Below are 22,999 nucleotides of genomic sequence, written 5' to 3'. Positions count from 1 at the left end.
GTACACTAGGTCAATACCTACCTCGAAACAGGAAAGAGTGTGATTATGAAAAAGGTTATGACTTACGCGGTATTCGCGGCGTTGGTGTTGACCACGCCGGCATCGGCGACGTTCGCTCGGTTTGGCTATCAGACCGTAGCGCTTAGCAACACAGTCTTTGAGGTGATCCCGCGCGGACGGACCGATATAGACGGGTATTGGTGTGCCGCTTCAGATTTTGCACGCAGAACACTGGGCGCCAGCTGGCAACAGCGGATTTATGTCAAACGCGGTTATGGTCCAAGTGAAGCCACGGGGCGCAGAACAGCCGTGCAGTTTTCGCTTACGGCACCGGAGACCGTTCAGCAGCAAAGCAGTGGTGTTTTCTCGGCGGGGTTTCAGCCGGGTTTCAGTATGTCAGTTTCGGCCGCCAATGGCCGGTGTACTGCTCGGCCAATCTTTGACTAATACAGGCCTGTCCACCTAATGAAGACCGAGTTTTTAATTTCAGCGCGGGGTCCCGGACTTTATGAGTTCACTCCGGATGTGCGTGACTGGCTGAACTCAGTCGGGGGGGATGGGTTGCTGACACTGTTCGTGCGGCACACCTCTTGTTCGCTGGTCATTCAGGAAAACGCGGACCCCGAAGTGCAGGCGGATTTGCGTGCGTTCTTCGATCGGCTGGTGCCGCCGTCGGATCACCCGTCGATGGCGTATCTGCGGCACACCTATGAAGGTCCCGATGATATGCCAGCCCATATCAAAGCCGCGCTTTTGCCGGTTTCCCTGTCGATTCCTGTGGTGTCCGGACAACCCGTTCTGGGCACTTGGCAGGGTATATATCTGTTTGAACATCGAACTGCGCCGCATCACCGAAAGGTTGCGGCGCATTTCGCGTAGATTCATGATCTAGCGGTTAAAATTTCCGACTACCCAAATCCTAGCGGCTGCCCTATAGTTGTGGATAACTAAGCCACTGCGCTTACAATAAGAAGCGGAACAAGGGACGAGGAGAGGGCGAATGCGCTGCCCGTTTTGCGGTAATATCGACACTCAGGTCAAAGATTCACGCCCGGCAGAGGATCACGTCGCGATCCGCAGACGTCGGTTTTGTCCCGCTTGTGGGGGGCGTTTTACCACATATGAACGTGTACAATTGCGCGATCTGGTGGTGATCAAAACCAACGGAAAACGAGAGGATTTCGACCGGGATAAGCTGGAACGTTCGATCCGCATTTCGATGCAGAAACGCCCCATTGATCCTGACCGGATCGACCAGATGATTTCGGGCATTGTCCGCCGTCTGGAAAGCATGGGTGAAACCGATATCCCGTCCAGCAAGATCGGTGAGATCGTTATGGAAGCTCTGGCGCGGATCGACACCGTGGCTTATGTTCGCTTTGCGAGTGTATACAAGAATTTCCAGGCGGCCGATGACTTCGAGGAGTTTGTCCACGAACTGCGCCCGCCGCAGCCTTCGACGGACGAGTGAGCGAAACAGATAAGCGATATATGGCGCTGGCCTTGTCATTGGGGCAGCGCGGTCAGGGCACGTGTTGGCCCAACCCTGCGGTAGGGTGTGTTATCGTGCGCGACGGTCGGATCGTCGGGCGTGGCTGGACCCAACCCGGTGGTCGACCGCATGGTGAAACCCAAGCGTTGGCCCAAGCGGGCGAGGCCGCGCGAGGCGCAACTGCGTATGTCTCACTGGAACCTTGTTCTCATCACGGTCAAACACCGCCATGCGCCGAGGCGCTGATCAAGGCAGGTGTGTCGCGGGTGGTTTCCGCGATTGAGGATAGCGATCCGCGCGTCGCAGGGCAGGGGTTTGCCATGTTGCGCGAGGCTGGGATTGAGGTCACCACCGGTGTTTTGGCGGAACAAGCCGCACGTGATCACGCGGGGTTTTTCCTGAAGACCGAACAGGGGCGCCCGTTTGTGACGCTCAAACTGGCCAGCAGTTTTGACGGGCGCATTGCGACGTCGACCGGTCACAGCAAGTGGATTACGGGACCGAAAGCGCGGCGGGCGGTCCACGCGATGCGCGCGCGTCATGATGCGGTGATAGTCGGAGCAGGGACAGCGAGGGCTGATGATCCGTCTCTGACTGTTCGCGATCTGGGGGTCGAGGCGCAGCCAGTGCGAGTGGTAGTGTCACGCCACATGGATATTCCGCTGATGGGGCAATTGGCACGTACGGCTGCTGAGATACCGGTTTGGTTATGCCATGGTCCGTCCCCGGATGCCGATCGGGCCCGCGCGTGGGAGGGGCTGGGCGCACGTCTGATCCCCTGTGCGCTGCAGGAACATCACATAGATGCCGCTGACCTGTTACAACAACTTGGCCAGGCCGGGTTGACGCGCGTTTTCTGCGAAGGTGGGTCGGCGCTTGCGGCGTCCTTGCTGGCCGATGATCTGGTGGATGAGCTGGTGGGCTTTAGCGCGGGGCTGACAATTGGTGCCGAAGGCTTGCCCGCCATTGGATCAATGGGGCTGGACAAGTTGGACGCCGCCCCCCGGTTTGACCTGATCGAAACCCGCGCCATCGGGCCGGATGTTTTGCATCGCTGGGCGAGGGCGCTGCGTTAGCGGCGACGCCATAGGCGAGCGTGCGTGGCAAGCGCGCCTTGCAGTTTCGATAACAAGCGCAGAGAAAAACCGCCCTTGCGTTCATTGCCCTCTGTCAGGCGTTGCAACGCGACCTCGACGGGGCAGGGCAATCCGGTAAGCGGATCGTGGTATCGTGGATAATCGATCAACGCGGCATGAACCAAACCCAAGATGGACGGTCTTGCGCCACGTCGCGCCGGTACCGTTCCCAGATCGTTCGTCAACCCCCACCCAGCATAAAACGGGGCCCCAAGCGTGGTCACACGGACCCCGCGCAATAGGGCCTCGAACCCAAGCAAAGAGGTCATCGTCCAGACTTCTTGTGTTTGTGCAAGCAGCGCGGCTGGATCAGTGTCTGTGGCGATCACGTCGGCGAGACTTTCGGCGTCAATCGACCCTTCGCGCAGTCCGGCCTCGACATCAGGATGCGGCTTATAGATCAGGATCGCATTTGGGTTCGCCTCACGCGCGGCCCTCAGCAAGTCGGTGTTTGTGCGGACAGTCGTAGTGCCAAGCAGGATTGAGGCATCATCCTCGACCTGACCCGGAACCAGAATGCGATGCCCTTCGGGCAGTTCCGGGGGCGCTCCGCCGGTATTGTATTTGCTGAGTTGGCCCGAAACGATCTGCGCCACCAACCGTTCGGCCCGCAATTCCTGATCCGGGCGCAGGGTTTCACGTGCGGTGATCAATTCCTCCAACCGGCTTGGATGTGTCGGGTCGTAGTAGATGCCCAGATCGTCCGTTGCCAAAGACAGGGGCGGCACCAGATTGGCGCCAAGCCCGCGGGACCTCAGAAAACCGTCCTCGATCCTGATCGCGCCTTCCGCATCGCGGGCGTGGTTGGCCCAAACCATATGCGGGCAGTCGGGTGTTTCGGGCGGGGTCGGAGTGAAGCGAATCTTCTTTTCGCGACCGAACATCTCTTGCAGGTGTTTGCGCTTCCACAGCCGCATGCCGGAGGCTGTCCACCCCTTATGATCCTGACGCCACGCCCTCGTTTGCGCCTCGAGCGTGTCCAGCACAGTTTCCAACTCGCACAGCTGATCCCGGTATGGGTCGTACCATGTAGGATAGAGGATCATTGCTGCGGCAAATAACTGTGCCCGGGTCAGGTTGCGCTGGCGGCGAGGGAAATAGACCTCATCCTGTGTCAGCCCCCATCCGGCATAGAAGGGCTGGCCAAAGACACGCGGCTTGTGGCCAGCCATTATAGCCTCAAAGCCCAACTGCGATGACAGGGTGTAGACGCCGACCGCACCCTCTAGCAGAGTCCATGGGCTGATGGGCTCGGTTACAAACGAAACCCGGTCGGTCATATCTTGATCCGAGTAATACCCGCTGCGATATCCGGCAGCGGTTTCGGGATGTGTCTTGATCAGGACACGGGCACCGGGGTTTTCCTCTTGTGCCATGACCAGCATCTCGCGGAAGCGTGCGTCATCACCCTCGCTGGCCGTGACCGAGGCATCATCTCGCGCCTGATCGACCACTAGAACATAACCTGGTTCAGGTGGGGGCAGGGTGGGATCGACGGCAGAATACTTGCTGAGGTGCAATTCGCGCATCCTTTCGGTCCCATACCGGGCCCGATTCAGCAGGGCGGTATCGTCCAGCGGATGCGTGGCCAGTAGGGTTTCAAGATCCGAAGGCTGCGCAGGATCGAAATGAACCCCCGACCGATCAAGCAACAGACCCAGCGGCGGCTCACCCGTCCGCCCTGGATGTAACGAGCGCAAAAAGGCGTCTTCGACACGCAGAATCGGTGCGTTGTGTCGGGCCGCGATGCTAAAGCCGCGATGCGCAGTTGGGCTGTTGCCCCAAACACCCACTACGTCTCCGTCGCGGGGAAGACCCAGCCGGATGTCGTAACCATTGAAGTGTAGGATGCGCCGTATGCGGCGTTGGGTCAGGAAACCACCGTTATAGACAAGCAACCGGGTCCGTTGTGCCCCGGCTGTTGGGTCAAGTTGCATCAGCCGCCCGTCAGCGTGGCGACGTTTGCAACCGGTGTCAGGCCACCAGCGATCAGAGAGATCGATTTGCTCCACTGCGCATACGGGGCTTCGGTCACATAGATCGTGTCGTCGTCACGGATGACGAAGTCCCGAGCGACGAACAATCCATTGGGCGCGGTCAGGTTCAACAGATAGATCATGCGCTGATCGCCCTGCAGATCCTGGCGCCCCATGACGTTGCGCGCGATGTCCTGCCGTTCCTTACGTAGTACGAAAATACCGGTCGGGTCCGAGGACAGGGATTGCAAACCGCCCACCTGTGCTAGAGCTTCAAGCGCCGAAAGGTCTTGTGTGTCGAACGCCACGCGCGACTGTCCGGTGGCCCCAAGCGCGATGTAGGACCGGCTGTCAGCTTCGACCAGAATGCGGTCTCCGCCGCGCAGCGCGACGTCCAACTGGGGATTGCGCACCAGATCGTCATACCACACCGTCCCGCGGTCATTTCCGCGGATCAGCGTCACCAGCGCGATGTCCGAACCCACGACAACGCCGCCGGCCTGCGACAGCATTCCGGACAGGGTACGGCTTGGCCGTTCGATTGGATAAATGCCCGCTGCCCCAATCTCACCGCTGAGTGATACTGTAGCACCATCCCCCGCCACACGGCGGACTTCGACTTGCGGATCAGGTGTTTGTTCCTGCAATTCGTTGGTGATCAGTTGGCGCAGTTGCTCGGGCGTGTTGCCCGAGGCCCGGATGCGTCCGGCATACGGCACAAAGATGAAACCGTCGCTGTCGACCTGTATCTGTTCTAGGATAGTGGAGGAGCTTATTTCACCGGACAGCAAGCCGTCATCGACGTTTTCCCAAACCGTCAAGCCAAGGACGTCACCGGGGCGAACAGTGTCTGCCGCCAGGCGTTGCGCACTGCGGAAAGAGGACGAAAACCCGTATTGAGGGATGGCCGAAGTGGCCTTTGCGACGCGGTCATCAACTTCGACCACAAAAGCATTGCCACCTTTTTCCGTGGAGCCCGCCAAAATTTCAGACTTGTTGGGCCCTGATTTCGGAAGTTGACACCCGGCCAACAGGCCAATTGCGGTCACAAGGGATATCCCCCGTATCCATCGGATTGGAAAGCGCTGCACTGCCGGTAATCCTCGGTCGTTTTTGTTATGGTCTTTTGTTGGGCGCAGGCTACCCGGTTCGCGCGATAACTTCTAGCGCCAACCGGCCAGTTTTACTCAACAAGCTTTAACTGTGGCGTCTGCGCCTCTTTGTGGGACAGGACGGATTGATAGGGGTCTGCGGCGTTCAGCATCATATCCGCCACGCCACGCAAAAGCTGCCTGCGGCCCCGGCGGGAATAGAATCCTCCGGGCACCTGACTCGTTTTCAACAAAAACCGGCGATAGGTCTGATAGGCATCCTGATCCGGGGGCATCGGGTCCGCAAAGAACGCCGCCAATGGTTGGCGCGATACAAATTCGGGTTTGTCATAGACCGATTTGCCAAAGATGCGCAGCGGGATGCCACGCCACAAAACCTGCTGCCCGGCAGTAGAATTGATCGTCACGGCAGAACTCGCACCATCCAGAAGCTTGGCGAGCTTGCCGCCGGGCACATAATGCACGCGATCCGCAATTCCATGCGCTTGAGCCAGCGCATACACACGGTGGCGTAGTGGTTCGCGGTGGTTTTCCAGCGGATGTTCTTTCACCACCAACCGATGATGCGCGGGCGCGCCGTTGGCAAAACCACGGATTACATCCGCAAGAAAGTCGGACATGCAGGAATAGTCCGAATGGGATTGAACCGAGCTGTCATGCCCCAGTTGCAGCAGCGCCAGATGGTAAGGGTGACTGCCCCCCAGAACGCGCGCTGTGGCCCAGCGGCGCTGAAGCCGGTGAAACGGCATCAGTGCCAGCCGTTTGAAATACAAGCCAAATTCCTTTGATACAGGTAGGTCGCGATGCCGCTGGAAGTTTCGATAACGTCGGTTCCGAAACAATACAAACCAATGATAGAGCGCCCCATAAAAGATGTGCTGCCGCATATCCCCCCAATGCGAAGGTGGCGGTGGTGTCTGCGCTGTCGACTGATTCAGTGCATGTCGCATTTGATCGACGCCCAAAGACATCAGGTGTGAGTTTCCGTTTGAGCCGAACCGCTCATACGTTACCCACCAGGGGCGTAGGTAACCTTCCTCAAACACGTGAACAGTGACACCGTTGGCTTGGGCAATCTTAATGGCGCTGGCGTGAATTGGGCGCGTGTCGCCGTACAGGACAATATCCGTGATTTCGCGATCTGCGATCAACTCAGACAACCTGTCCGGCCAAAGCTCGGGCGTGTCGAGGAATGGGATGTACGAGGCCTTGTCAAACCAGAACGCCTGATCCCCGGCGTTGAACCCCACGCGCCAAACCTCGGCCCCCGTAGAGCGCAGCATACGCCCGAGCCCGTTGAAAAACGGGCCATGCGGTCCCTGCAAAAACAGGAAAACACGGCGGTTCAGGCCTTTGGCTTCGGGTGACATCACTACTGCTCTTGCTTTTTGTTCAGGAAATTATGCCTGTTTCAACCTTTCCCGGCAAGGTGGGGCTTGCCCGTCACGCCGCTTGCGCTTACCTCGGCTTGGAACACTGGATCAGGTTAAGAGCTGAGGGTTAGCAGAATGTTTACAGGGATCGTCACCGATATCGGCACCGTCACCGAGCTGGATCAGCAAGGCGATCTGCGGGCCCGGATCAAAACGGATTACGACACGGCAGGAATTGATATCGGCGCCTCGATCGCCAGTGATGGCGTGTGCCTGACCGTGATCGCGCTGGGCGATGATTGGTATGAGGTGCAGATCAGCGCTGAGACAGTTTCGAAAACCAATCTGGACAGTTGGCAGGTCGGTAAGCGCGTCAATCTGGAACGCGCCCTGAAAGTCGGGGATGAGCTGGGCGGTCATATCGTTTCAGGTCACGTGGACGGTGTGGCCGAGGTGGTCGCCGTGCAGGACGAAGGCGACAGCACGCGCGTGACCCTGCGCGCACCCAAAGAACTGGCCCGGTTTATCGCGCCAAAAGGTTCGGTTGCATTGAATGGAACCTCGCTGACCGTCAACGATGTGGATGATTGTGATTTCGGTATCAATTTCATCCCCCACACCAAGGAAGTCACAACCTGGGGTGATGTAGGGGTTGGTGACAAGGTGAACCTTGAGATCGACACACTGGCCCGCTACGTCGCGCGCCTGGCCGAAATGTCCTGAAACTACGTCGCGCCGGGATTGCCTGGTGCCGCAAGTGCTCTGGCCTTTGACCGTCTGGTAGTCTATCCACCGGGTCAAACATGCTCTGTGAAAGGCTGCCTCATGAGCTTTGAAACCCCAGGACCCGTCGAAGCCCAGCTGCGCGACGCGATCAGCCCGATCGAAGACATCATCGACGAGGCGCGCAAGGGCCGGATGTATATTCTGGTCGACCACGAGGATCGTGAAAACGAAGGCGATCTGGTGATCCCCGCCGAGTTTGCCGATGCCGACGCGATCAACTTTATGGCCACACATGGGCGCGGGCTGATCTGCCTGCCGATGACGGCCGAACGGGTGGACGCCCTTGAACTGCCGATGATGGCGGTGAACAACTCATCCCGACACGAAACTGCATTCACCGTTTCGATTGAAGCGCGTGAGGGCGTGTCGACCGGCATTTCCGCCGCTGACAGGGCATTGACGGTCGCCACTGCGATTAACGAACAGAACACGATGGCGCATATCGCCACCCCCGGCCACATCTTTCCCCTGCGCGCCAAGCGCGGCGGGGTGCTGGTCCGTGCGGGCCACACCGAGGCCGCCGTGGATATCTCGCGTCTGGCTGGGCTGAACCCTTCGGGCGTGATCTGTGAGATCATGAAGGCTGACGGCACCATGGCGCGTCTGCCTGATCTGGTCGAATTCGCCAAAGAACATGACATGAAGATCGGCACGATCAGCGACCTGATTGCGTATCGGTCTCGCAATGACAATCTGGTGGTCGAAACATCGCGTGAGACTGTTACCTCGGAATATGGCGGAGAGTGGGAGCTGCGTATTTTCACCGATCAGACCCACGGCATCGAACATGTCGTCATGATCAAAGGTGACATCACCACACCCGACCCGGTGCTGACCCGCACACACGCCCTGCACGAAGCACCCGATATTCTGGGTCTGGGCCCGAAATCCTCTCGCGAACTGCCGCGGGCAATGGAAAAGATCGCCGAAGAGGGCCGCGGCGTGGTGTGCCTGTTCCGTCAGCCGCGCAACTCGCTTTACGCGGTCGAGGACGAAGGCCCGCGCACCATCAAGCAAACCGGCCTGGGCGCGCAGATCCTGTCCAAGATGGGTATCCAAGAGCTGGTACTGCTGACAGATTCGCCGGAAACCGTATATCTGGGGCTCGACGCTTTTGGCCTGTCCATCGTCGGCACCCGCTCAATCCTTAAGGATGACTGATCGTGGCTGAACAAGACAAACACGGCGTTCTGCCGACACCGACCTTCGACAAACCGGCGAAACTGCTGATTGTGGTCGCCCCGTTTTATCGCGCCATCGCCGACAATCTGGTAGCCGGTGCAAAAGCCGAGATCGAAGCGGCTGGTGGTACTTGTGACGTGGTCGAAGTACCCGGCGCGTTGGAAATCCCGACCGCCATTGCTATGGCGGACCGTCAGTGCAATTTCGACGGTTACGTCGCGCTGGGCTGCGTCATTCGTGGCGAGACCACGCATTATGAAACGGTGTGCAATGACTCCAGTCGCGCCATCCAACTGATGGGTTTGCAAGGTCTGCTCATCGGCAATGGTATTCTGACGGTGGAAAATGACGATCAGGCCGAAGTCCGCGCAAATCCAGAAAAGATGAATAAAGGTGGCGGGGCTGCCGCTGCGGCCTTGCATCTGATCGCGCTCAGCCGTAAGTGGGGCGCCTCACAAAAGGGCGTTGGCTTCAAGCCCCCGTCCGAGTCCATCCTTGTGGCGGGCGACAGCAACGGACCCACGACAGCATGACCCAGACAGATGCGCCGAAACCGGCCAACCAGAAACGCCTGATGAAATCCGCCGCCCGGCTTTATGCCGTGCAGGCTCTGTTCCAGATGGAGCAGTCGGGTCAGACGACCGAACAGGTTGTGAATGAGTTTCTGGATCACCGGTTCGGCGCTGTCTATGAGGGCGAAGAGATGTTGGACGGCGATATCCGCGTGTTCCGCAAACTGGTCGAGGACGCCGTGAACTATCAGGCACCCATTGACCAGATGACCGACCGCGCGTTGGTCGCCAAATGGCCCATTGCGCGCATCGACCCGACCTTGCGCGCCACGTTCCGTGCCGCCGGGGCGGAGCTGACTCAGGGCGACACTCCGCCCAAAGTCGTCATTACCGAGTTCGTCGATGTAGCCCGTGCCTTTTTCCCGGAAGGCAAAGAGCCAAAATTCGTCAACGCCGTACTGGATCACATGGCGCGCGAGGCCCAGCCCGAGGCGTTCTGACGCCTTTACCATGGTCCGACACGCGCTAAACTACCTGTACAAGCGCAATGAGGTCCGCCATGCCCAAACTGATCCGATTGTACATCACTCAGGTTATCTGGGGATTTGTCATCTCGGCCATCTTTGTCGGGGTGCTGTTGGCGCTTAACGTGGCCAATTTGCGCGGTTTGATCAGCGGATCGGATATCGGTCTGATAGCGCTGTTCATGATCTGGTTCATGAACGGCATTGTCTTCGCAGGTGTTCAATTTGCCTATTCCATCATGAGCTTGGCAGAGAAACCGGGTGGTCCGCGTCGTGGCTCACCCGTCGTACACAGCTTTGAACCTGTTGCAGTTCAACAGAACGCGCCTGCGCCGAAGTAATTTTGTTCAGAAAAATGTGGCGGGACCGCCAGTCAACCGTGCGGTGTGATTCCCGAGGACCTGTATGTACAGGTGGGCGCCAGGTAATCAGGCCAGGACCTGAACAGAGCCAGCCCCCTCGGAATTGCTTAAGGCCACCAGAATGCTACCTATCACAAGAAGGGCAGAACCCGCCACGCGCCTAAGTAGGGGTTGCGGCGGGTTTGCACAAGGGGTCAGGCATCGACTGTTTCGTGCAGGGCGGTGCGCATTTTGACGAAATGCTCATCCCAGCCGCTATCGAGCGACAGGATCAGACCAAAGGCTTCGGCACTCTGAGGCAGCCCTTCGTGTTGCAACGCAAGCCGTGTACCGCCCGAAACGGGTTCGAGCGTCCATTTCACCACGCTGACGGCGTCCCCCATGGGTTTGACGGTGAATGTGTATTCCAGGTATTCCGGTGGGCGCGCAACGCGCACTTCTCCCCAGATCAACAGATCACCACTGGTTGTTCCGAACATCTCAAGCTTTTGTCCGGCGGCCAGCGGGCGTTCGGGTTTGTGAAACCATTCGGCCAGACGGTCCGGGTCCGTCAAATAGGCCCAGACGGTTGTGGGCTCGGCCCGTAGAAAGATCGTTTTTTGCAGAACGGTATGTGTCATGTGTCTTTCCTTTCAATGGCTTCTTTCAGTTTGTTCAGGCGGTCGTCCCAGAACTGGTCGAAATAGCTGAACCAGTCGAGAACAGGGGCCATCCCCATTGGTTCCAGTCGGTTGATACGTTCCCGCCCGCGTGTCTCGACCGAGATCAGACCGCCATCCGACAAGACAGTCAGATGCTTTTTGACGGCGGCGCGGGTCATGTCGAACCGTTCGGTCAATTGAGCGATGGTCATGTCCTGCGCGGCGAGCATCTGAACGATGTCCCTGCGGGTAGGGTCGGCCAGCGCACGAAATGCGTTTTGGGTTTGAGGCTGCATGTGCTTCACCATTCGTAATACCTTTTGGTATCATATTTAATGCAGTACCAAATGGTATCGTGTCAAGCCTGAAGTGGTTCTTGATTTTTGTTCACGAATTGTTCACATTTCTAAAATGACACTCGATCTGCAACCCGGACAAAAGCTAGCCCGCGGCGTGGCGCGCCATTTATCGGCGCATGGTTTTGTTTCAGTTGAAGAATTCGTGCCGATGCGCGGGTTGCGTGTCGATGTAATGGGGCTGGGCCCAAAGGGTGAACTTTGGGTGATCGAATGCAAATCCAGCCGAGCTGATTATCAGTCCGATTCCAAATGGCAGGGCTATCTGGAGTGGTGTGATCGATTCTTCTGGGCCGTCGATATCGACTTTCCAACCGATCTGCTTCCTGCGGAAACCGGTCTGATCATCGCCGACGCTTATGACGCCGAGATTGTGCGCATGGCGCCGGAAGACAAGGTTGCACCGGCGCGGCGCAAGAAGATGATCCAGAAATTCGCAACCGACGCGGCGCGCAGGTTGCAAGCGCTACGTGATCCCAGGATTTAAGCGATTAGCTTTGGACAGCGCGGGCGGCCTGAGCAGCAGCGCGAATTTCATCCGCGATTTCCTCGGCCTCTTCGGGATCGAAATCCATTGGGATTTCGAGGTTGTCTGCCTCGATGAATAACCGCACCATGCCGTGATCAGTGGGCCCGATCTGCAGGTTTGCCTGAATGTCGCGTTCGGTATTGATGCCCATGTTCGCCTCCGGGACTAGGTGTTCGTGCTAACGCGCAAAGGGTTGAGAATCAAGCTGCCTTTGCGGTCTGATGAGGTATGGAGAATATTCAGATCAGACCCTTTCGCGCCACTGATGCAGCCTGGCTAGTAGAGCAGCACGGCCGGTATTATGCGCGCGACGAGGGGTTTGATTCCTCGTTCGGCGCTTTGGTGCAGAGCATTCTGGAGGATTTTGTGGCCAGCCATGATCCGACGTGTGAACGCGGCTGGATAGCGGAAAGCGACGGCCAAAGACTTGGCAGCATATTCTGCGTCGCATTGGACGAACATACTGCAAAACTACGGCTCTTTCTGTTGCTGCCCGAAGCACGGGGGAGGGGGTTGGGAAAGCGCATGCTGGACACCTGTATGGGCTATGCGCGTGGTGCAGGGTACGCGGAAATGCGGCTTTGGACCCACGAAAGCCACAGGGCGGCCTGTACGCTGTATCGTGCGAATGGATGGCAGTTGCTGGACAGTAAGCCAGTGCATTCCTTTGGTGTCGATCTTGTCGAACAAAGCTGGAAAATTCGGCTTTAATCCTCTTGCATTCCTTGGATGCGTTCGATACATCGCCCCTCACGAGTGCCGCCTTAGCTCAGTTGGTTAGAGCGCTGGATTGTGGATCCAGAGGTCCCCTGTTCAAGCCAGGGAGGCGGTACCATCTCCCTCAATATAGTCTGAAAAAACGTGCAAAATGTGCTGCTTGGAGCAGTGACTGTTTTTGCTGTAGTTGTTGGCAGATTTGACGACTGGCGCGCCTGTGATTAGCGCGCCAGGTTCAGTTTCAGCTTCATTTTGCTCCGCTTTTCTGCGGGCAAATGTCGGTTCAAGTGCTTATTCACGCGACCAAAGCTCCAGATGACCACGAGGGTCAGCAGGATAAAGTAGAAGGCCAGAATCGGGTAGGGGATGAACGGGTTAAATGTTTTGTCCGCAAAATAGCCCGCGTAGTACAGCGCATCGCCACGTTGCTGCCAGACCGGGAAGGCCGAGAAGAACACCAGCGTAGTGGCATGAAAGAGGAAGATCGCCTCGTTCGTATAGGCAGGCCAGGCCAGCCGCAGCATGGTTGGCCACACGATGCGGCGGAACCGTGCCCAGCCTGTCATGCCATAGGCATCAGCAGCCTCGATATCACCCTTGGGGATCGACCGCAGCGCGCCATAGAAGATCTCGCCGGAATAAGCGGCGGTGTTGAAGAACAGCACGATCAGCGCGCCAAGCCAGGCCGAGGTGAGCGCGTCGAGGAACGGATAGCTCTGCTTCAGCGACAGGAAAAAGAAATAGGCGAAGAAGAACTGGATAAACAGCGGTGAGCCTCGGAACAAGAAGATGAACCACTCTGCCGGTTTGCGCAGCCACTTATTCGTGGAAGCCTTGCCCATGGCAAGCGCGGTGGCAAGAAAGAACCCGGTCACCAGCGCCATGATCCCGAAATAGATGTTCCAGATCATGCCCGAGCCGATCAGGGTAAACTGTTCGCACAGGGTGAAATCGTTTCGTGGCAACAAACGTTCGCCTATCCCGATCGAGCGCAGGCCGTAATCCTGGATCGTTTGCAAGCAGCTCATGCGGTGGTCTCCTTGCGCAGCAGCTCTCCGCCCGAGGTCGCCTGACCGTGGGACAGGCGGCGCATCAGCCGTTCAAGACCGATTTCCGAGACTCGGGTCATGCCAAGATAGAACACCAGCAGGGCTAGGAAGTACCACATGCGCCAGTCGCCATGCGGGTATTGGGTGAATTTCGGGTTCTTGTACCCACCCAGCTCGCGCGCCCAATAGACGATATCTTCGATGCCCAGCAGGAACAGCAGCGGTGTAGCCTTGATCAGCACCATCCATAGGTTTGACAGGCCGGGCAGGGCGTATACCCACATCTGCGGCACGAGAATACGCCAAAAAGTCTGGCGGCGGGTCATGCCATAGGCCTCGGCCGTTTCCAACTGAGCACGTGGGACAGCGCGCATACCGCCAAATAGTACGTTGGCGGCAAAGGCGCCGAAAACGATTGAGAATGTGATGACGGCCAGAAAGAAGCCGTAAGTTTCGTGTACCCATTCGGGGGCAGTGCCAAGCGGCAGCTTGGCGGCCTGACAGACGATAAAGTCATTGCCTTGTCGGATCGGATCAGTCCATTCCGGGCACAATATTTGATGACGAGTCCATTCGAACGCCTGATCCAGTGCGATCACGAAGAACATGAAGAAGGCAATATCCGGCACACCGCGCACGACGGCGATATAACCTTTGCCCAGCAGGCTGAGCGGCAAGAAATGCGACCGAGCCGCCATAGCGCCCAAAAACCCAAAACCCAGCGCGACCGGCGCCGTAATGGCCAGCAACAGCAAGACCTTGAAGAAGGACAGGTAGAACACCCAATGCACACCGTTGGTCAGATAACACGAGAACCAGCGGAACGTGCCGAGTGTTTCGGGATCAGTGCAGAACGAGAAAATGGCGGGCCTCTTTGACTGGCAAGGGCGCATGGGCGGCGCGCCCAAAGATCAGGCGCGCCGCTGAATGTAAGATCAGAAGGTCGAGGACACTTCCCACTTGGTGATCAGCTCGTTCAGGCTGCCGTCGTCCTTCATGGACTGGATGGCGGTGTTGAACTTTTCTTTCAACTCACCGTCGGATTCACGGATACCCATGCCGACGCCACCGCCCAGCGGAACTTCGTCGCCAACAAAGACTAGACCCGAGCCATCTTCGGTGAAAGGCACCAGGAAGGATTTGTCTGCCAGAACTGCATCCGCTTCACCACCGCGTACGGCGGCAATGGTTTCTTCCGGGCTTGCGAACTCAACCAGAGTTGCGCCGGAATCAGCAACGTAACCGGCCTGAATAGTACCGGTCTGCGCCGCGATCACGCCGCCTGCCAGATCAACGCCATCGGACATGGCGATATAGGCCGACGGATCCGGCGGGGTGTAGTTGTGGGTGAAGTCGATGACTTCGTCACGTTCGTCGGTGATCGACATACCTGCGATGATCGCGTCGTAGTTGCCCGACACCAGGTTCGGAATGATCGAATCCCAATCGTTCTTGACCCATTCGCATTCCAGGTCGGCACGCTTGCACAGCTCATCGCCCAGCTCACGCTCGAACCCGTCGATCTCGCCCGCGTCATTGACGAAATTCCACGGTGCATAGGCACCCTCGGTGCCCAGGCGGATGGTGTCTGCCATGGCCATACCAGCGCCAAGCGCCAGTGCTGCAGTAGTCAGAATCAGTTTTTTCATTGGATACTCCCCAGTTTTGTTTTCTGTCCTGAAGTTAAGCCGCCTGAGTGGCGGATAGAAAGCCCCGAAGCCGTTCGGATTCGGGGGACGTAAAGACATCTTCTGGCAGGCCCTCTTCTTCGATCAGGCCCTGATGCAGGAACACGACGTGGCTTGAGATGTCGGCCGCCATTTTCATGTCGTGGGTCACGATGATCATGGTGCGCCCTTCGGCGGCCAAATCCTTGATCACCTTGATCACTTCCTGTTCCAGTTCCGGGTCCAGTGCCGAAGTGGGTTCGTCGAACAACAGCGCCTCGGGCTCCATACACAGGCCGCGGGCGATGGCTGCGCGCTGTTGCTGACCGCCCGAAAGCTGCGCCGGGTAGACATCGCACTTATCGCCAATGCCAACCTTCGCCAGGTATTTTCGGGCGCTATCCTCGACCTCTTTCGGGTCGCGGCCCAGAACGGTTACCGGGGCCTCCATCACGTTTTGCAGGATGGTCATATGAGCCCACAGGTTAAACTGTTGAAACACCATCGACAGGTTGGTGCGGATGCGCATCACCTGTTTTGGGTCGGCGGGGCGGCGATGGTGAAGGTCACCGGCCCAGCGTACGGGTTCACCCTTGAACAGAATCTCGCCCTGCTGGCTGTCTTCCAAAAGGTTACAGCAGCGTAACAGTGTGGATTTGCCGGACCCGGACGATCCGATAAGCGAAACCACATCCCCGCGTCTTGCCGTAATATCGACCCCTTTCAGCACCTCGAGATGGCCGAAACTTTTGTGGAGGTTTTTGATTTCGATAACGGGAGTGGAATCTGTCACGGGTGGCCCATGTGTTGTCGGTGTTGGTGCGGTAATAGGGCGCAAAAATCGGGGCAATGCAATGCGCAATTGACATCATCGGGTGCTGAAACCGTCAAATTGACCAAACGTACTAACCAAAATGATCACCGATTGGGTCAGATGGCACAATCTCGGACCGGATTGGGGACTGACAAATAGTTCTCGGCAGGGATGGTGATCAGGCCGCGGAGATGCAGCAGGTCGCGATCTTGTGGGTTCAGGTCATCAATTGCTGCGCGAACAGCGCGGGCGATACCTGGTGCATCCTGCCCGATGGCCGTGATATAGGGTAGGGCGGGCGTCGGCGGCGTCGTTCCAACCTCGCGTAGGGACGCGTCAAGGTCGGAATGCGTCTTGAGCAATTCCCAGGTCAATGCATCCAACGCCGCGTAGTCAGCCTGGCCATCGGCCACAGCGTCGGCAGAAAGCGCATGCCCACCAGTTTCAAGTATGGTTTTGGGGCACAGGTTGAGCGCCTCTAGATGAACCATTGGCGCAGCCCACCCCGATTGTGACAGGCCCTCGTTATAGGCAAACGTGCCGTTCGAAAGTCCGTGCAGATCGCGCGGATCATTTTTTCGGGCCACAAAAACGGAGTGATAATAACCGGGCGGGCACCCCTCAAGCCCATAGTCCGGGGTGCCGACCAGCTGTACGTTGCCATGTAGGCGGGTGCGGTAAGGCATGCCGCAGGTCTGCGCAAAGGTCAGGTCGGGGTGTTGCCAGACATCCCAGAAATCGGTGTCTCGCGTTAGCTGATCCGGGCCAAAGCCCAGGTGATCGCGAATCAACGCCCATAACCGATCATTCGCAGGCTGTAATGCGGGCATGTCATACATGCCCAGCATCGCGATCACGACTTGGCGGCCTTTTGACGTGCCAGGGCGGAATCTACGTCACTGACGCCCAGCAGGCTGACCACCAGCCGCAACAGCGAATCCTCTTCGCCCGAGCGCTGTCCGTCGGCCAAAGCGACGGACCACATCGCCTGCACCACGGCCAGACGGTCGTCATAGGCCACGGCCTCTTTGATCGCGCGGGTGAAACGGACCGTGTCGGGGGCCTCAGACTCTAGGTCTTCGGCCCGGGCGCGCAGGGCGGCGGCCTCGAACGGGGACAGGCCATAACGTTCGGCTGAAATCTTGTCGATTCGGGCCATCTCGGTATCGGCATAGTCGTTGTCGGATCTGGCGATGCGCACCAGCAGGGCCGTCAAGGCCAGACGGGCATCATCATCGGCAAGCGGGTCGGGGGCGGGCTGTGTCAGCCGGGACAGGAAATCACTAAACATGGGTTAGATATAGATGGGGCTTAATGCTCTTCCAAGCTTCTTTGAACACGCTCGCGGGCGGTCTGGCTGTCATTGAAGCTAAGGCCCATGGCGATGCGTGCCTCTTCCACGATCTTAATCTCACCTTCGTCTGTATCGCCATCGGCCAGAACGACCTCCCACAGGGCGTCCAACGCGGCAAGGCGTTCGTGAAGGTCGGTGGTTTCGCGGATCAGCTTGCCGAATGTGTCCGTCTCAGGTGCGGCGGCGTGCAGCTTTTCGCAGGTCGCGCGAACCTTGGCAGCTTCGATCGCATTGTGTTGATAGAGCCGCGCAAGGATGCGGTCGATCAGGCTGATTTCCTCAAGCTTATAGTCACGATCCGCCTGCGCCACACGCACCATAAGCGCACCCAGAGCCAGCTCGGCATCCGGGTCGGGCAGTTTATCGTGCTGCGGTGGGCGAAAAGCCTGAAAGAACTTCTTCAACATGCGCTCAGGTTATTCCATATTTTGTGGGCCGCCAAGCACAGACCACCCGTCATAGGCAGAATGGTCGCAAGACTGTCGGATTTGGCAGGAACACGCTGAGCGCGATCCACCTGCGGATGGATCAACCCGCCTGAAGCGCCTGTTTTGCCTGCTCTTGCAGCCAGCCCAGCATCTGCCGATAGGGGACAGGGCCATAGCTGACCCGCGCCACGCCCAGTGACGCCAGAGTGGCCGTATCGGGGGTGCCGGGAAGGGCAATAATGTTGACGGGCAACTCGGTCGATTCGCAGAGCCGAGCGATCAGCCCTTCGTCTTTGAGACCCGGCGCAAAGAACCCGCTGGCCCCGGCATCGGCATAGGCCTTGGCCCGTGCGATCGCATCGTCCAGCATCGAATTATCATGAGTGTCGGGCTTGGCTTTCAGGAAGATATCTGTGCGGGCATTGATGAAGGCCGGGATGCCGGCAGCATCGCAGCCTTCGCGCATTGCCTGGACGCGTGCTTCCTGCGTTTCGATGTCGTAGAGGTCGCTGGTGCCAACGATTTGGTCTTCAAAGTTAAAGCCGATGACACCGGTCTGCAGCGCAAGTTGAACATTGGCGGCGACGCTTAGCACATCCTCAGCATATGCGCCTTCGAAATCCAGCGTCACGGGAAGGTCCACCGCGGCAACGATCCGGCGTGCATTGTCCAGGGCAGAATCCAGTGAGATTTTCTGCCCGTCCCCGAACCCTTGCGCCATCGCAACCGGCGCGCTGCCAGTCGCAATTGCCTTGGCGCCTGCATCGCGGACAGCCCCGGCGCTGCCCGGATCCCAGATATTGTACAGGATGACCGGCTCGCCCTTTTTGTGTAGGGCGGCGAATTCTTCTGCTTGGGTAATCTGGTTGGTCATGCCGGTCTCCTGTCGCTGCTATGGCGGCAGTTAACCGTGCAAATAGTCGGCGCGTAAAGATGTTTCGCGCCGACCAACACAATACAGTGATTTGTCCGAGGTCAAACCAGCCGCGAACTGTCCTTGGCTGCGCGCACAAAGTCGCGGAACAAGGGGTGGGGGTCAAACGGTTTGGATTTCAGTTCGGGGTGATATTGCACGCCGATGAACCAAGGGTGATCTGACCATTCAACGATCTCGGGCAAACGTCCGTCCGGTGACATGCCCGAAAAGTTCAGGCCCGCCTTTTCCAGCTTTTCGCGGTATTTGATGTCCACTTCGTAACGATGGCGGTGGCGTTCTTCGATATTGGTGCCACCGTACACCTCGGCCACTTTCGAGCCCTCGGCTAGTACCGCGTCATAGGCGCCCAAACGCATGGTGCCGCCTTTATCGTCGCCGACTTTACGTTCGACTTTGTGATTGCCCTGCACCCATTCTTTCAGGTGATAAACTACCGGCTCGAAACGTTTTTTCCCGGCCTCGTGGTCGAATTCCTCGGACCCGGCTTCGGTGATCCCCGCCGCATTTCGCGCAGCCTCGATCACGGCCATCTGCATGCCCAGACAGATGCCCAGATACGGCACTTTGTGTTCGCGCGCATATTGCGCCGCTTTGATTTTGCCTTCGGTACCGCGTTCACCAAACCCACCCGGCACGAGGATCGCGTGGAAGCCTTCCAGATGGGGGGCGGCGTCTTCTGTATCGAAAACTTCGGCATCCACCCATTCGACCTTGACCTTGACCCGGTTGGCCATGCCGCCGTGGGTCAGCGCCTCGGCAATCGACTTATAGGCGTCTTCGAGCTGAGTGTATTTGCCCACAATGGCCACCTTAACTTCGCCCTCGGCGTTGTGGATGCGGTCGCTGACGTCTTCCCACTTGGTCAGATCGGGTTTAGGGGCCGGGCTGATCTGGAACGCGTCCAGTACGGCCTGATCCAAACCTTCGCGGTGATAAGCCAGCGGGGCGTCGTAAATGGTGGAAAGGTCCTGCGCCGCAATTACGCTGTCGGGGCGCACGTTGCAGAACAACGCCAGCTTTTCGCGTTCCTTGGTCGGGATCGGGCCCTCGGACCGGCAGACCAGAATATCGGGTGCCAAACCGATCGAGCGCAGCTCTTTGACCGAGTGTTGCGTCGGTTTGGTTTTCAACTCGCCAGACGCCTTGATGTAGGGCAGCAAGGTCAGGTGCATGAACAGGCACTGACCACGGGGCTTGTCCTGGCTAAACTGACGGATGGCTTCAAAAAAGGGCAGGCCCTCGATATCGCCGACGGTGCCACCGATTTCACACAGCATGAAATCAACTTCATCCTCGCCGATAGCGATGAAATCCTTGATCTCGTTAGTGACGTGCGGGATCACCTGAATGGTCTTGCCAAGGTAGTCGCCGCGACGTTCTTTTTCCAGCACGTTGGAATAAATCCGGCCCGAGCTGACCGAGTCGGTTTTGCGGGCCGCCACGCCAGTGAAACGCTCATAGTGGCCCAGGTCCAGATCAGTCTCAGCCCCGTCATCAGTGACGAATACTTCGCCATGTTCGAAGGGCGACATCGTGCCGGGGTCGACGTTCAGATAGGGGTCCAACTTGCGCAAACGCACCGAGTATCCCCGGGCCTGCAACAGGGCACCCAGAGCCGCCGAAGCCAGCCCTTTGCCCAAGGACGAAACCACACCACCAGTGATGAAAATAAAACGCGCCATGTTTTTCGGCTGCTCCCGTGAGACGTCAAAATCAGCTGCCCGACGGTTCCGAAAAACCGCTGCATCACGGGACTTCACGTATAAAGGATTCGCGCCAATAGCGCAAGAGAACCGCAAGATGCTGTTGCAGCTCTCTTTCAGATTTCTAGGTTTTGTGGATCAGTTGGCCTGAGGAATCAGAGGTGCGTTGTCGCCCTGCGCCGGTGGCAGCAGATCATCCGCCGACGGAACCGCCGGGGTGCTTTCTTCGGTTGCCGCAGGTGCCGGAACGCCCAAACGGTCGATAACCGAGCTGCCCGAAGACTTCTGAGCCGCCAAAATGGTCAGCGTGATCGAGGTCACGATAAAGCAGGATGCCAGAATCCAGGTCACCTTGCCCAAAGCGGTCGCTGCCGCGCGACCTGTCATGGCGCCACCGCCACCACCGCCCATACCAAGGCCACCGCCTTCGGACCGCTGCATCAGAACAACGGCAATCAGGCCCAGGGCCAAGAGGAGGTGGATGATGAGAACGACGTTTTCCATGGTGTTCCTGTACAGCGTGGCGTGTATCGCGTGGTACTTATGCAAGTTTGCCTTCGGGGGCAAGGGATGAGTTGGCATCACGAACGGTGATATTCCAGATCACAGCAAAGGGACTGGACAGGCAGATGATACGTAACGCAGGCTGCGGCCATGCCTCATGACGATCACGACCACCCGCACGCCCTGTTGCCGCCCGATCCCGCGCTTCGAGTTAAAGCGCTTGAGACGATTCTGACCCGTAAGGGTCTGATCGACCCGGCGGCGCTGGATGAGATTATCGACACGTATCAAAACAAGATCGGTCCACAGAACGGCGCGCGCGTTGTCGCCAAGGCGTGGGGCGATTCTGCGTTCAAGCAAGCCCTGCTTGCAGACGCGACGTCTGTTGTCGCTGATCTTGGGTTTTACGGGCGGCAGGGCGAACATATCGTAGTGGTCGAGAATACGCCGGAACAGCACAACATGGTCGTTTGTACCCTATGCAGCTGCTACCCGTGGCCTTTGCTGGGTATTCCACCGGGTTGGTACAAGTCCGACGCCTACCGCGCTCGAGCGGTACGTGAGCCGCGCAAGGTCTTGGCCGAATTCGGTGTCGAATTGACGCCAGAATCATCCGTGCGGGTATGGGATTCGACCGCAGAGATTCGCTACCTCGTGCTTCCCATGCGCCCGGAAGGCACAGAAGGGCTGGGAGAAGAGGACCTTGCTGCGCTTGTTACCCGTGACAGCATGATTGGCACGGGCCTGCCTAAGGTGCCGTCATGACCCGTGTTCACGATATGGGTGGTCGGTTTGGGGACGGTCCGGTCACGCCCGAGGCCGAAAGCGCCCCGGTCTTTGCCGAGGACTGGCATGGTCGCGCCTTGGCCGTGACGCTGGCGGTCGGGTTTCTGGGGCAATGGAATATTGACGTCTCGCGCCACGCGCGCGAAAGGCTGTCGCCCAAGGACTACGCACGGTTCTCTTACTATGAAAAGTGGATATCCGGTCTGGCCGACCTGCTGGTCGAAAAGGGGGTGCTGACCTTGGATGATTTGTCGGGCGCAGGCACCGACGACCCACACCCGTTGGCAGCCCGTGTTCTGAAAGCCGGGACCGTCTCGGGAGCCTTGGCCAAAGGCGGGCCAGCAGACCGGGCTTCGGACGTGCCGATACAGTTTGAAGTCGGGCAGAATGTCCGAACTGTGGATCCGGCAGCCAATCGTCTAGTGAGTGGCGGCCATACGCGACTGCCAATCTATGCATCGGGTGCAAATGGCCGAATTTTGCGGTTGCACGGTACGCATGTGTTGCCAGATTCAAATGCACATGGTTTGGGCGAGGCGCCAGAACCCCTTTATGCGGTGGCATTTGCCGCGTCCGAGTTGTGGGCTGACCCGGAGCATCCCAAAGACGAGGTCGTTCTGGACTTGTGGCAAAGCTATCTGGAGCCCGTATGAGCACCTGTACCACCCATTCCGCACCAGAGCCGGTTTTTGCCGAACCCTGGCATGCGCAGGTCTTCGCCCTGACAGTTGCATTGAACGAAGCTGGACAATTCGAGTGGTCAGATTGGGCCGATCGATTTTCGCATACTTTGAAATTGCACGGGTTGGACAAGGAACTGGATGGCGGGAATGATTATTTTCACGCGTGGCTGGAGAACTTGGAGCAATTGTTGGTCGAACAAGGTTCGACGTTACCAGGTGACATTCAACGCATGAGAAATGCTTGGGAAGAGGCTTATTTGACGACGCCACACGGTCAACCGGTGCATTTGGCGGCAGGCGAATAGGAGGGGCGCTGCCCCCGCCGCCTGTTCTGGGCGACTCCTCCAAGATATTTGAGGCCGGATGAACAGGGGAG

At 58.1% G+C, this 22,999-nt stretch carries 30 protein-coding genes and 1 tRNA gene; 15 read left to right on the top strand and 16 right to left on the bottom strand.

The features are described from left to right. Positions 1-45: 45 nt before the first annotated feature. From ACR0AJ_RS02895 to ribD, 4 genes are all read left to right on the top strand, one after another. Positions 46-447, top strand: coding sequence for a hypothetical protein (locus ACR0AJ_RS02895; RefSeq protein WP_170348256.1), 402 nt, complete (start codon positions 46-48; stop codon positions 445-447). An 18-nt stretch (positions 448-465) separates the two neighbouring features. After that, complete coding sequence (locus tag ACR0AJ_RS02890) at positions 466-879, top strand: secondary thiamine-phosphate synthase enzyme YjbQ (RefSeq protein WP_170348257.1); 414 nt, start codon at positions 466-468, stop codon at positions 877-879. Between the two features lie 121 nt (positions 880-1,000). Next, positions 1,001-1,471: a transcriptional regulator NrdR gene (gene nrdR, locus ACR0AJ_RS02885; RefSeq protein ID WP_005983889.1), complete on the top strand. Its 471-nt coding sequence runs from the start codon at positions 1,001-1,003 to the stop codon at positions 1,469-1,471. Beyond that, complete coding sequence (gene ribD, locus ACR0AJ_RS02880; RefSeq protein ID WP_480646263.1) at positions 1,468-2,568, top strand: bifunctional diaminohydroxyphosphoribosylaminopyrimidine deaminase/5-amino-6-(5-phosphoribosylamino)uracil reductase RibD; 1,101 nt, start codon at positions 1,468-1,470, stop codon at positions 2,566-2,568. The genes nrdR and ribD overlap by 4 nt, the downstream gene beginning before the upstream one ends. Here ribD and ACR0AJ_RS02875 read toward each other — a convergent pair. From ACR0AJ_RS02875 to ACR0AJ_RS02865, 3 genes are all read right to left on the bottom strand, one after another. Continuing rightward, positions 2,565-4,565 (bottom strand): capsular polysaccharide biosynthesis protein, encoded by a 2,001-nt coding sequence (locus ACR0AJ_RS02875; protein ID WP_480740032.1) that lies wholly within the window; start codon positions 4,563-4,565, stop codon positions 2,565-2,567. The genes ribD and ACR0AJ_RS02875 overlap by 4 nt on opposite strands. Then, on the bottom strand, positions 4,565-5,695 hold the full coding sequence (locus tag ACR0AJ_RS02870; RefSeq protein ID WP_170504924.1) for a polysaccharide biosynthesis/export family protein: 1,131 nt from the start codon (positions 5,693-5,695) through the stop codon (positions 4,565-4,567). The genes ACR0AJ_RS02875 and ACR0AJ_RS02870 overlap by 1 nt, the downstream gene beginning before the upstream one ends. Positions 5,696-5,787: 92 nt before the next feature. Continuing rightward, positions 5,788-7,086, bottom strand: a complete 1,299-nt coding sequence (locus ACR0AJ_RS02865; RefSeq protein WP_480740030.1) for a capsule biosynthesis protein — start codon at positions 7,084-7,086, stop codon at positions 5,788-5,790. A 138-nt stretch (positions 7,087-7,224) separates the two neighbouring features. On the opposite strand from ACR0AJ_RS02865, the gene ACR0AJ_RS02860 reads away from it, so the two are divergent. The 5 genes from ACR0AJ_RS02860 to ACR0AJ_RS02840 all read left to right on the top strand — a co-directional run bounded on the left by ACR0AJ_RS02860 (position 7,225) and on the right by ACR0AJ_RS02840 (position 10,434). Next, complete coding sequence (locus ACR0AJ_RS02860; protein WP_170348262.1) at positions 7,225-7,812, top strand: riboflavin synthase; 588 nt, start codon at positions 7,225-7,227, stop codon at positions 7,810-7,812. A 102-nt stretch (positions 7,813-7,914) separates the two neighbouring features. After that, positions 7,915-9,036 carry a 3,4-dihydroxy-2-butanone-4-phosphate synthase gene (ribB, locus tag ACR0AJ_RS02855; RefSeq protein ID WP_170348263.1) on the top strand — a complete coding sequence of 374 codons (1,122 nt, stop codon included), beginning with the start codon at positions 7,915-7,917 and terminating at the stop codon, positions 9,034-9,036. Positions 9,037-9,038: 2 nt separating this feature from the next. Next, the gene (locus ACR0AJ_RS02850) at positions 9,039-9,590 is read left to right on the top strand and encodes a 6,7-dimethyl-8-ribityllumazine synthase (RefSeq protein WP_170348264.1); all 552 of its coding nucleotides are present in this window, start codon (positions 9,039-9,041) and stop codon (positions 9,588-9,590) included. After that, positions 9,587-10,069 (top strand): transcription antitermination factor NusB, encoded by a 483-nt coding sequence (gene nusB, locus ACR0AJ_RS02845; RefSeq protein ID WP_170348265.1) that lies wholly within the window; start codon positions 9,587-9,589, stop codon positions 10,067-10,069. Before ACR0AJ_RS02850 ends, nusB begins: the two co-directional genes overlap by 4 nt. A gap of 59 nt (positions 10,070-10,128) precedes the next feature. Further along, positions 10,129-10,434 carry a hypothetical protein gene (locus ACR0AJ_RS02840; protein WP_170348266.1) on the top strand — a complete coding sequence of 102 codons (306 nt, stop codon included), beginning with the start codon at positions 10,129-10,131 and terminating at the stop codon, positions 10,432-10,434. Between the two features lie 215 nt (positions 10,435-10,649). On the opposite strand, the gene ACR0AJ_RS02835 is transcribed toward ACR0AJ_RS02840, so the two are convergent. Next, the gene (locus ACR0AJ_RS02835; RefSeq protein WP_170348267.1) at positions 10,650-11,075 is read right to left on the bottom strand and encodes an SRPBCC family protein; all 426 of its coding nucleotides are present in this window, start codon (positions 11,073-11,075) and stop codon (positions 10,650-10,652) included. Then, complete coding sequence (locus tag ACR0AJ_RS02830; RefSeq protein WP_170348268.1) at positions 11,072-11,392, bottom strand: ArsR/SmtB family transcription factor; 321 nt, start codon at positions 11,390-11,392, stop codon at positions 11,072-11,074. The genes ACR0AJ_RS02835 and ACR0AJ_RS02830 overlap by 4 nt, the downstream gene beginning before the upstream one ends. Positions 11,393-11,507: 115 nt before the next feature. Between ACR0AJ_RS02830 and ACR0AJ_RS02825 the strand changes: the two genes are divergently transcribed. After that, positions 11,508-11,939: an MmcB family DNA repair protein gene (locus tag ACR0AJ_RS02825; protein WP_170348269.1), complete on the top strand. Its 432-nt coding sequence runs from the start codon at positions 11,508-11,510 to the stop codon at positions 11,937-11,939. Between the two features lie 4 nt (positions 11,940-11,943). Here the strand turns inward: ACR0AJ_RS02825 and ACR0AJ_RS02820 are convergent, their stop codons facing one another. Further along, complete coding sequence (locus tag ACR0AJ_RS02820) at positions 11,944-12,132, bottom strand: DUF6324 family protein (protein WP_226688614.1); 189 nt, start codon at positions 12,130-12,132, stop codon at positions 11,944-11,946. A 77-nt stretch (positions 12,133-12,209) separates the two neighbouring features. On the opposite strand from ACR0AJ_RS02820, the gene ACR0AJ_RS02815 reads away from it, so the two are divergent. Further along, a complete protein-coding gene (locus ACR0AJ_RS02815) occupies positions 12,210-12,692 on the top strand; it encodes a GNAT family N-acetyltransferase (protein ID WP_480646278.1) in 483 nt (160 codons plus the stop codon). A 47-nt stretch (positions 12,693-12,739) separates the two neighbouring features. Next, positions 12,740-12,816, top strand: a tRNA-His gene (locus ACR0AJ_RS02810). Positions 12,817-12,919: 103 nt separating this feature from the next. On the opposite strand, the gene ACR0AJ_RS02805 is transcribed toward ACR0AJ_RS02810, so the two are convergent. The 10 genes from ACR0AJ_RS02805 to secG form a co-directional block, all read right to left on the bottom strand. Further along, entirely contained in the window at positions 12,920-13,726 is an 807-nt protein-coding gene (locus ACR0AJ_RS02805) for an ABC transporter permease (RefSeq protein WP_170348272.1), read from the bottom strand. Continuing rightward, positions 13,723-14,610: an ABC transporter permease gene (locus ACR0AJ_RS02800; RefSeq protein ID WP_170349373.1), complete on the bottom strand. Its 888-nt coding sequence runs from the start codon at positions 14,608-14,610 to the stop codon at positions 13,723-13,725. Before ACR0AJ_RS02800 ends, ACR0AJ_RS02805 begins: the two co-directional genes overlap by 4 nt. Before the next feature lie 72 nt (positions 14,611-14,682). Then, positions 14,683-15,396, bottom strand: a complete 714-nt coding sequence (locus ACR0AJ_RS02795; protein ID WP_170348273.1) for a transporter substrate-binding domain-containing protein — start codon at positions 15,394-15,396, stop codon at positions 14,683-14,685. Between the two features lie 34 nt (positions 15,397-15,430). Continuing rightward, positions 15,431-16,207, bottom strand: a complete 777-nt coding sequence (locus ACR0AJ_RS02790) for an ABC transporter ATP-binding protein (protein ID WP_480646280.1) — start codon at positions 16,205-16,207, stop codon at positions 15,431-15,433. A gap of 137 nt (positions 16,208-16,344) precedes the next feature. Continuing rightward, on the bottom strand, positions 16,345-17,085 hold the full coding sequence (locus tag ACR0AJ_RS02785; RefSeq protein WP_480646282.1) for a phosphate/phosphite/phosphonate ABC transporter substrate-binding protein: 741 nt from the start codon (positions 17,083-17,085) through the stop codon (positions 16,345-16,347). Then, on the bottom strand, positions 17,082-17,519 hold the full coding sequence (locus ACR0AJ_RS02780; RefSeq protein ID WP_170348276.1) for a tellurite resistance TerB family protein: 438 nt from the start codon (positions 17,517-17,519) through the stop codon (positions 17,082-17,084). The genes ACR0AJ_RS02785 and ACR0AJ_RS02780 overlap by 4 nt, the downstream gene beginning before the upstream one ends. A 20-nt stretch (positions 17,520-17,539) precedes the next feature. Next, on the bottom strand, positions 17,540-17,989 hold the full coding sequence (locus ACR0AJ_RS02775) for a tellurite resistance TerB family protein (protein ID WP_170348277.1): 450 nt from the start codon (positions 17,987-17,989) through the stop codon (positions 17,540-17,542). 121 nt (positions 17,990-18,110) lie between these two features. Then, positions 18,111-18,884 carry an isocitrate lyase/PEP mutase family protein gene (locus tag ACR0AJ_RS02770; RefSeq protein ID WP_480646284.1) on the bottom strand — a complete coding sequence of 258 codons (774 nt, stop codon included), beginning with the start codon at positions 18,882-18,884 and terminating at the stop codon, positions 18,111-18,113. A 101-nt stretch (positions 18,885-18,985) separates the two neighbouring features. Next, entirely contained in the window at positions 18,986-20,629 is a 1,644-nt protein-coding gene (locus ACR0AJ_RS02765) for a CTP synthase (protein WP_170348279.1), read from the bottom strand. A 159-nt stretch (positions 20,630-20,788) separates the two neighbouring features. Next, on the bottom strand, positions 20,789-21,154 hold the full coding sequence (secG, locus tag ACR0AJ_RS02760) for a preprotein translocase subunit SecG (protein WP_170348280.1): 366 nt from the start codon (positions 21,152-21,154) through the stop codon (positions 20,789-20,791). Positions 21,155-21,304: 150 nt separating this feature from the next. Here secG and nthA point away from each other — a divergent pair, with 150 nt between their 5' ends. Genes nthA through ACR0AJ_RS02745 form a run of 3 tightly spaced genes read left to right on the top strand, consistent with a single transcriptional unit; the run spans position 21,305 to position 22,928 of the window. Next, positions 21,305-21,919, top strand: a complete 615-nt coding sequence (gene nthA, locus ACR0AJ_RS02755; protein WP_170348281.1) for a nitrile hydratase subunit alpha — start codon at positions 21,305-21,307, stop codon at positions 21,917-21,919. Continuing rightward, complete coding sequence (gene nthB, locus ACR0AJ_RS02750) at positions 21,916-22,593, top strand: nitrile hydratase subunit beta (RefSeq protein ID WP_170348282.1); 678 nt, start codon at positions 21,916-21,918, stop codon at positions 22,591-22,593. The genes nthA and nthB overlap by 4 nt, the downstream gene beginning before the upstream one ends. Continuing rightward, positions 22,590-22,928: a nitrile hydratase accessory protein gene (locus ACR0AJ_RS02745; protein ID WP_170348283.1), complete on the top strand. Its 339-nt coding sequence runs from the start codon at positions 22,590-22,592 to the stop codon at positions 22,926-22,928. Before nthB ends, ACR0AJ_RS02745 begins: the two co-directional genes overlap by 4 nt. The last annotated feature ends 71 nt before the right edge of the window (positions 22,929-22,999 follow it).

Source organism: Ruegeria sp. CJ9 (assembly GCF_056536625.1).
Note: the sequence above shows the minus strand (reverse complement) of the source record. Positions and strands in the feature narration are given on the sequence as shown.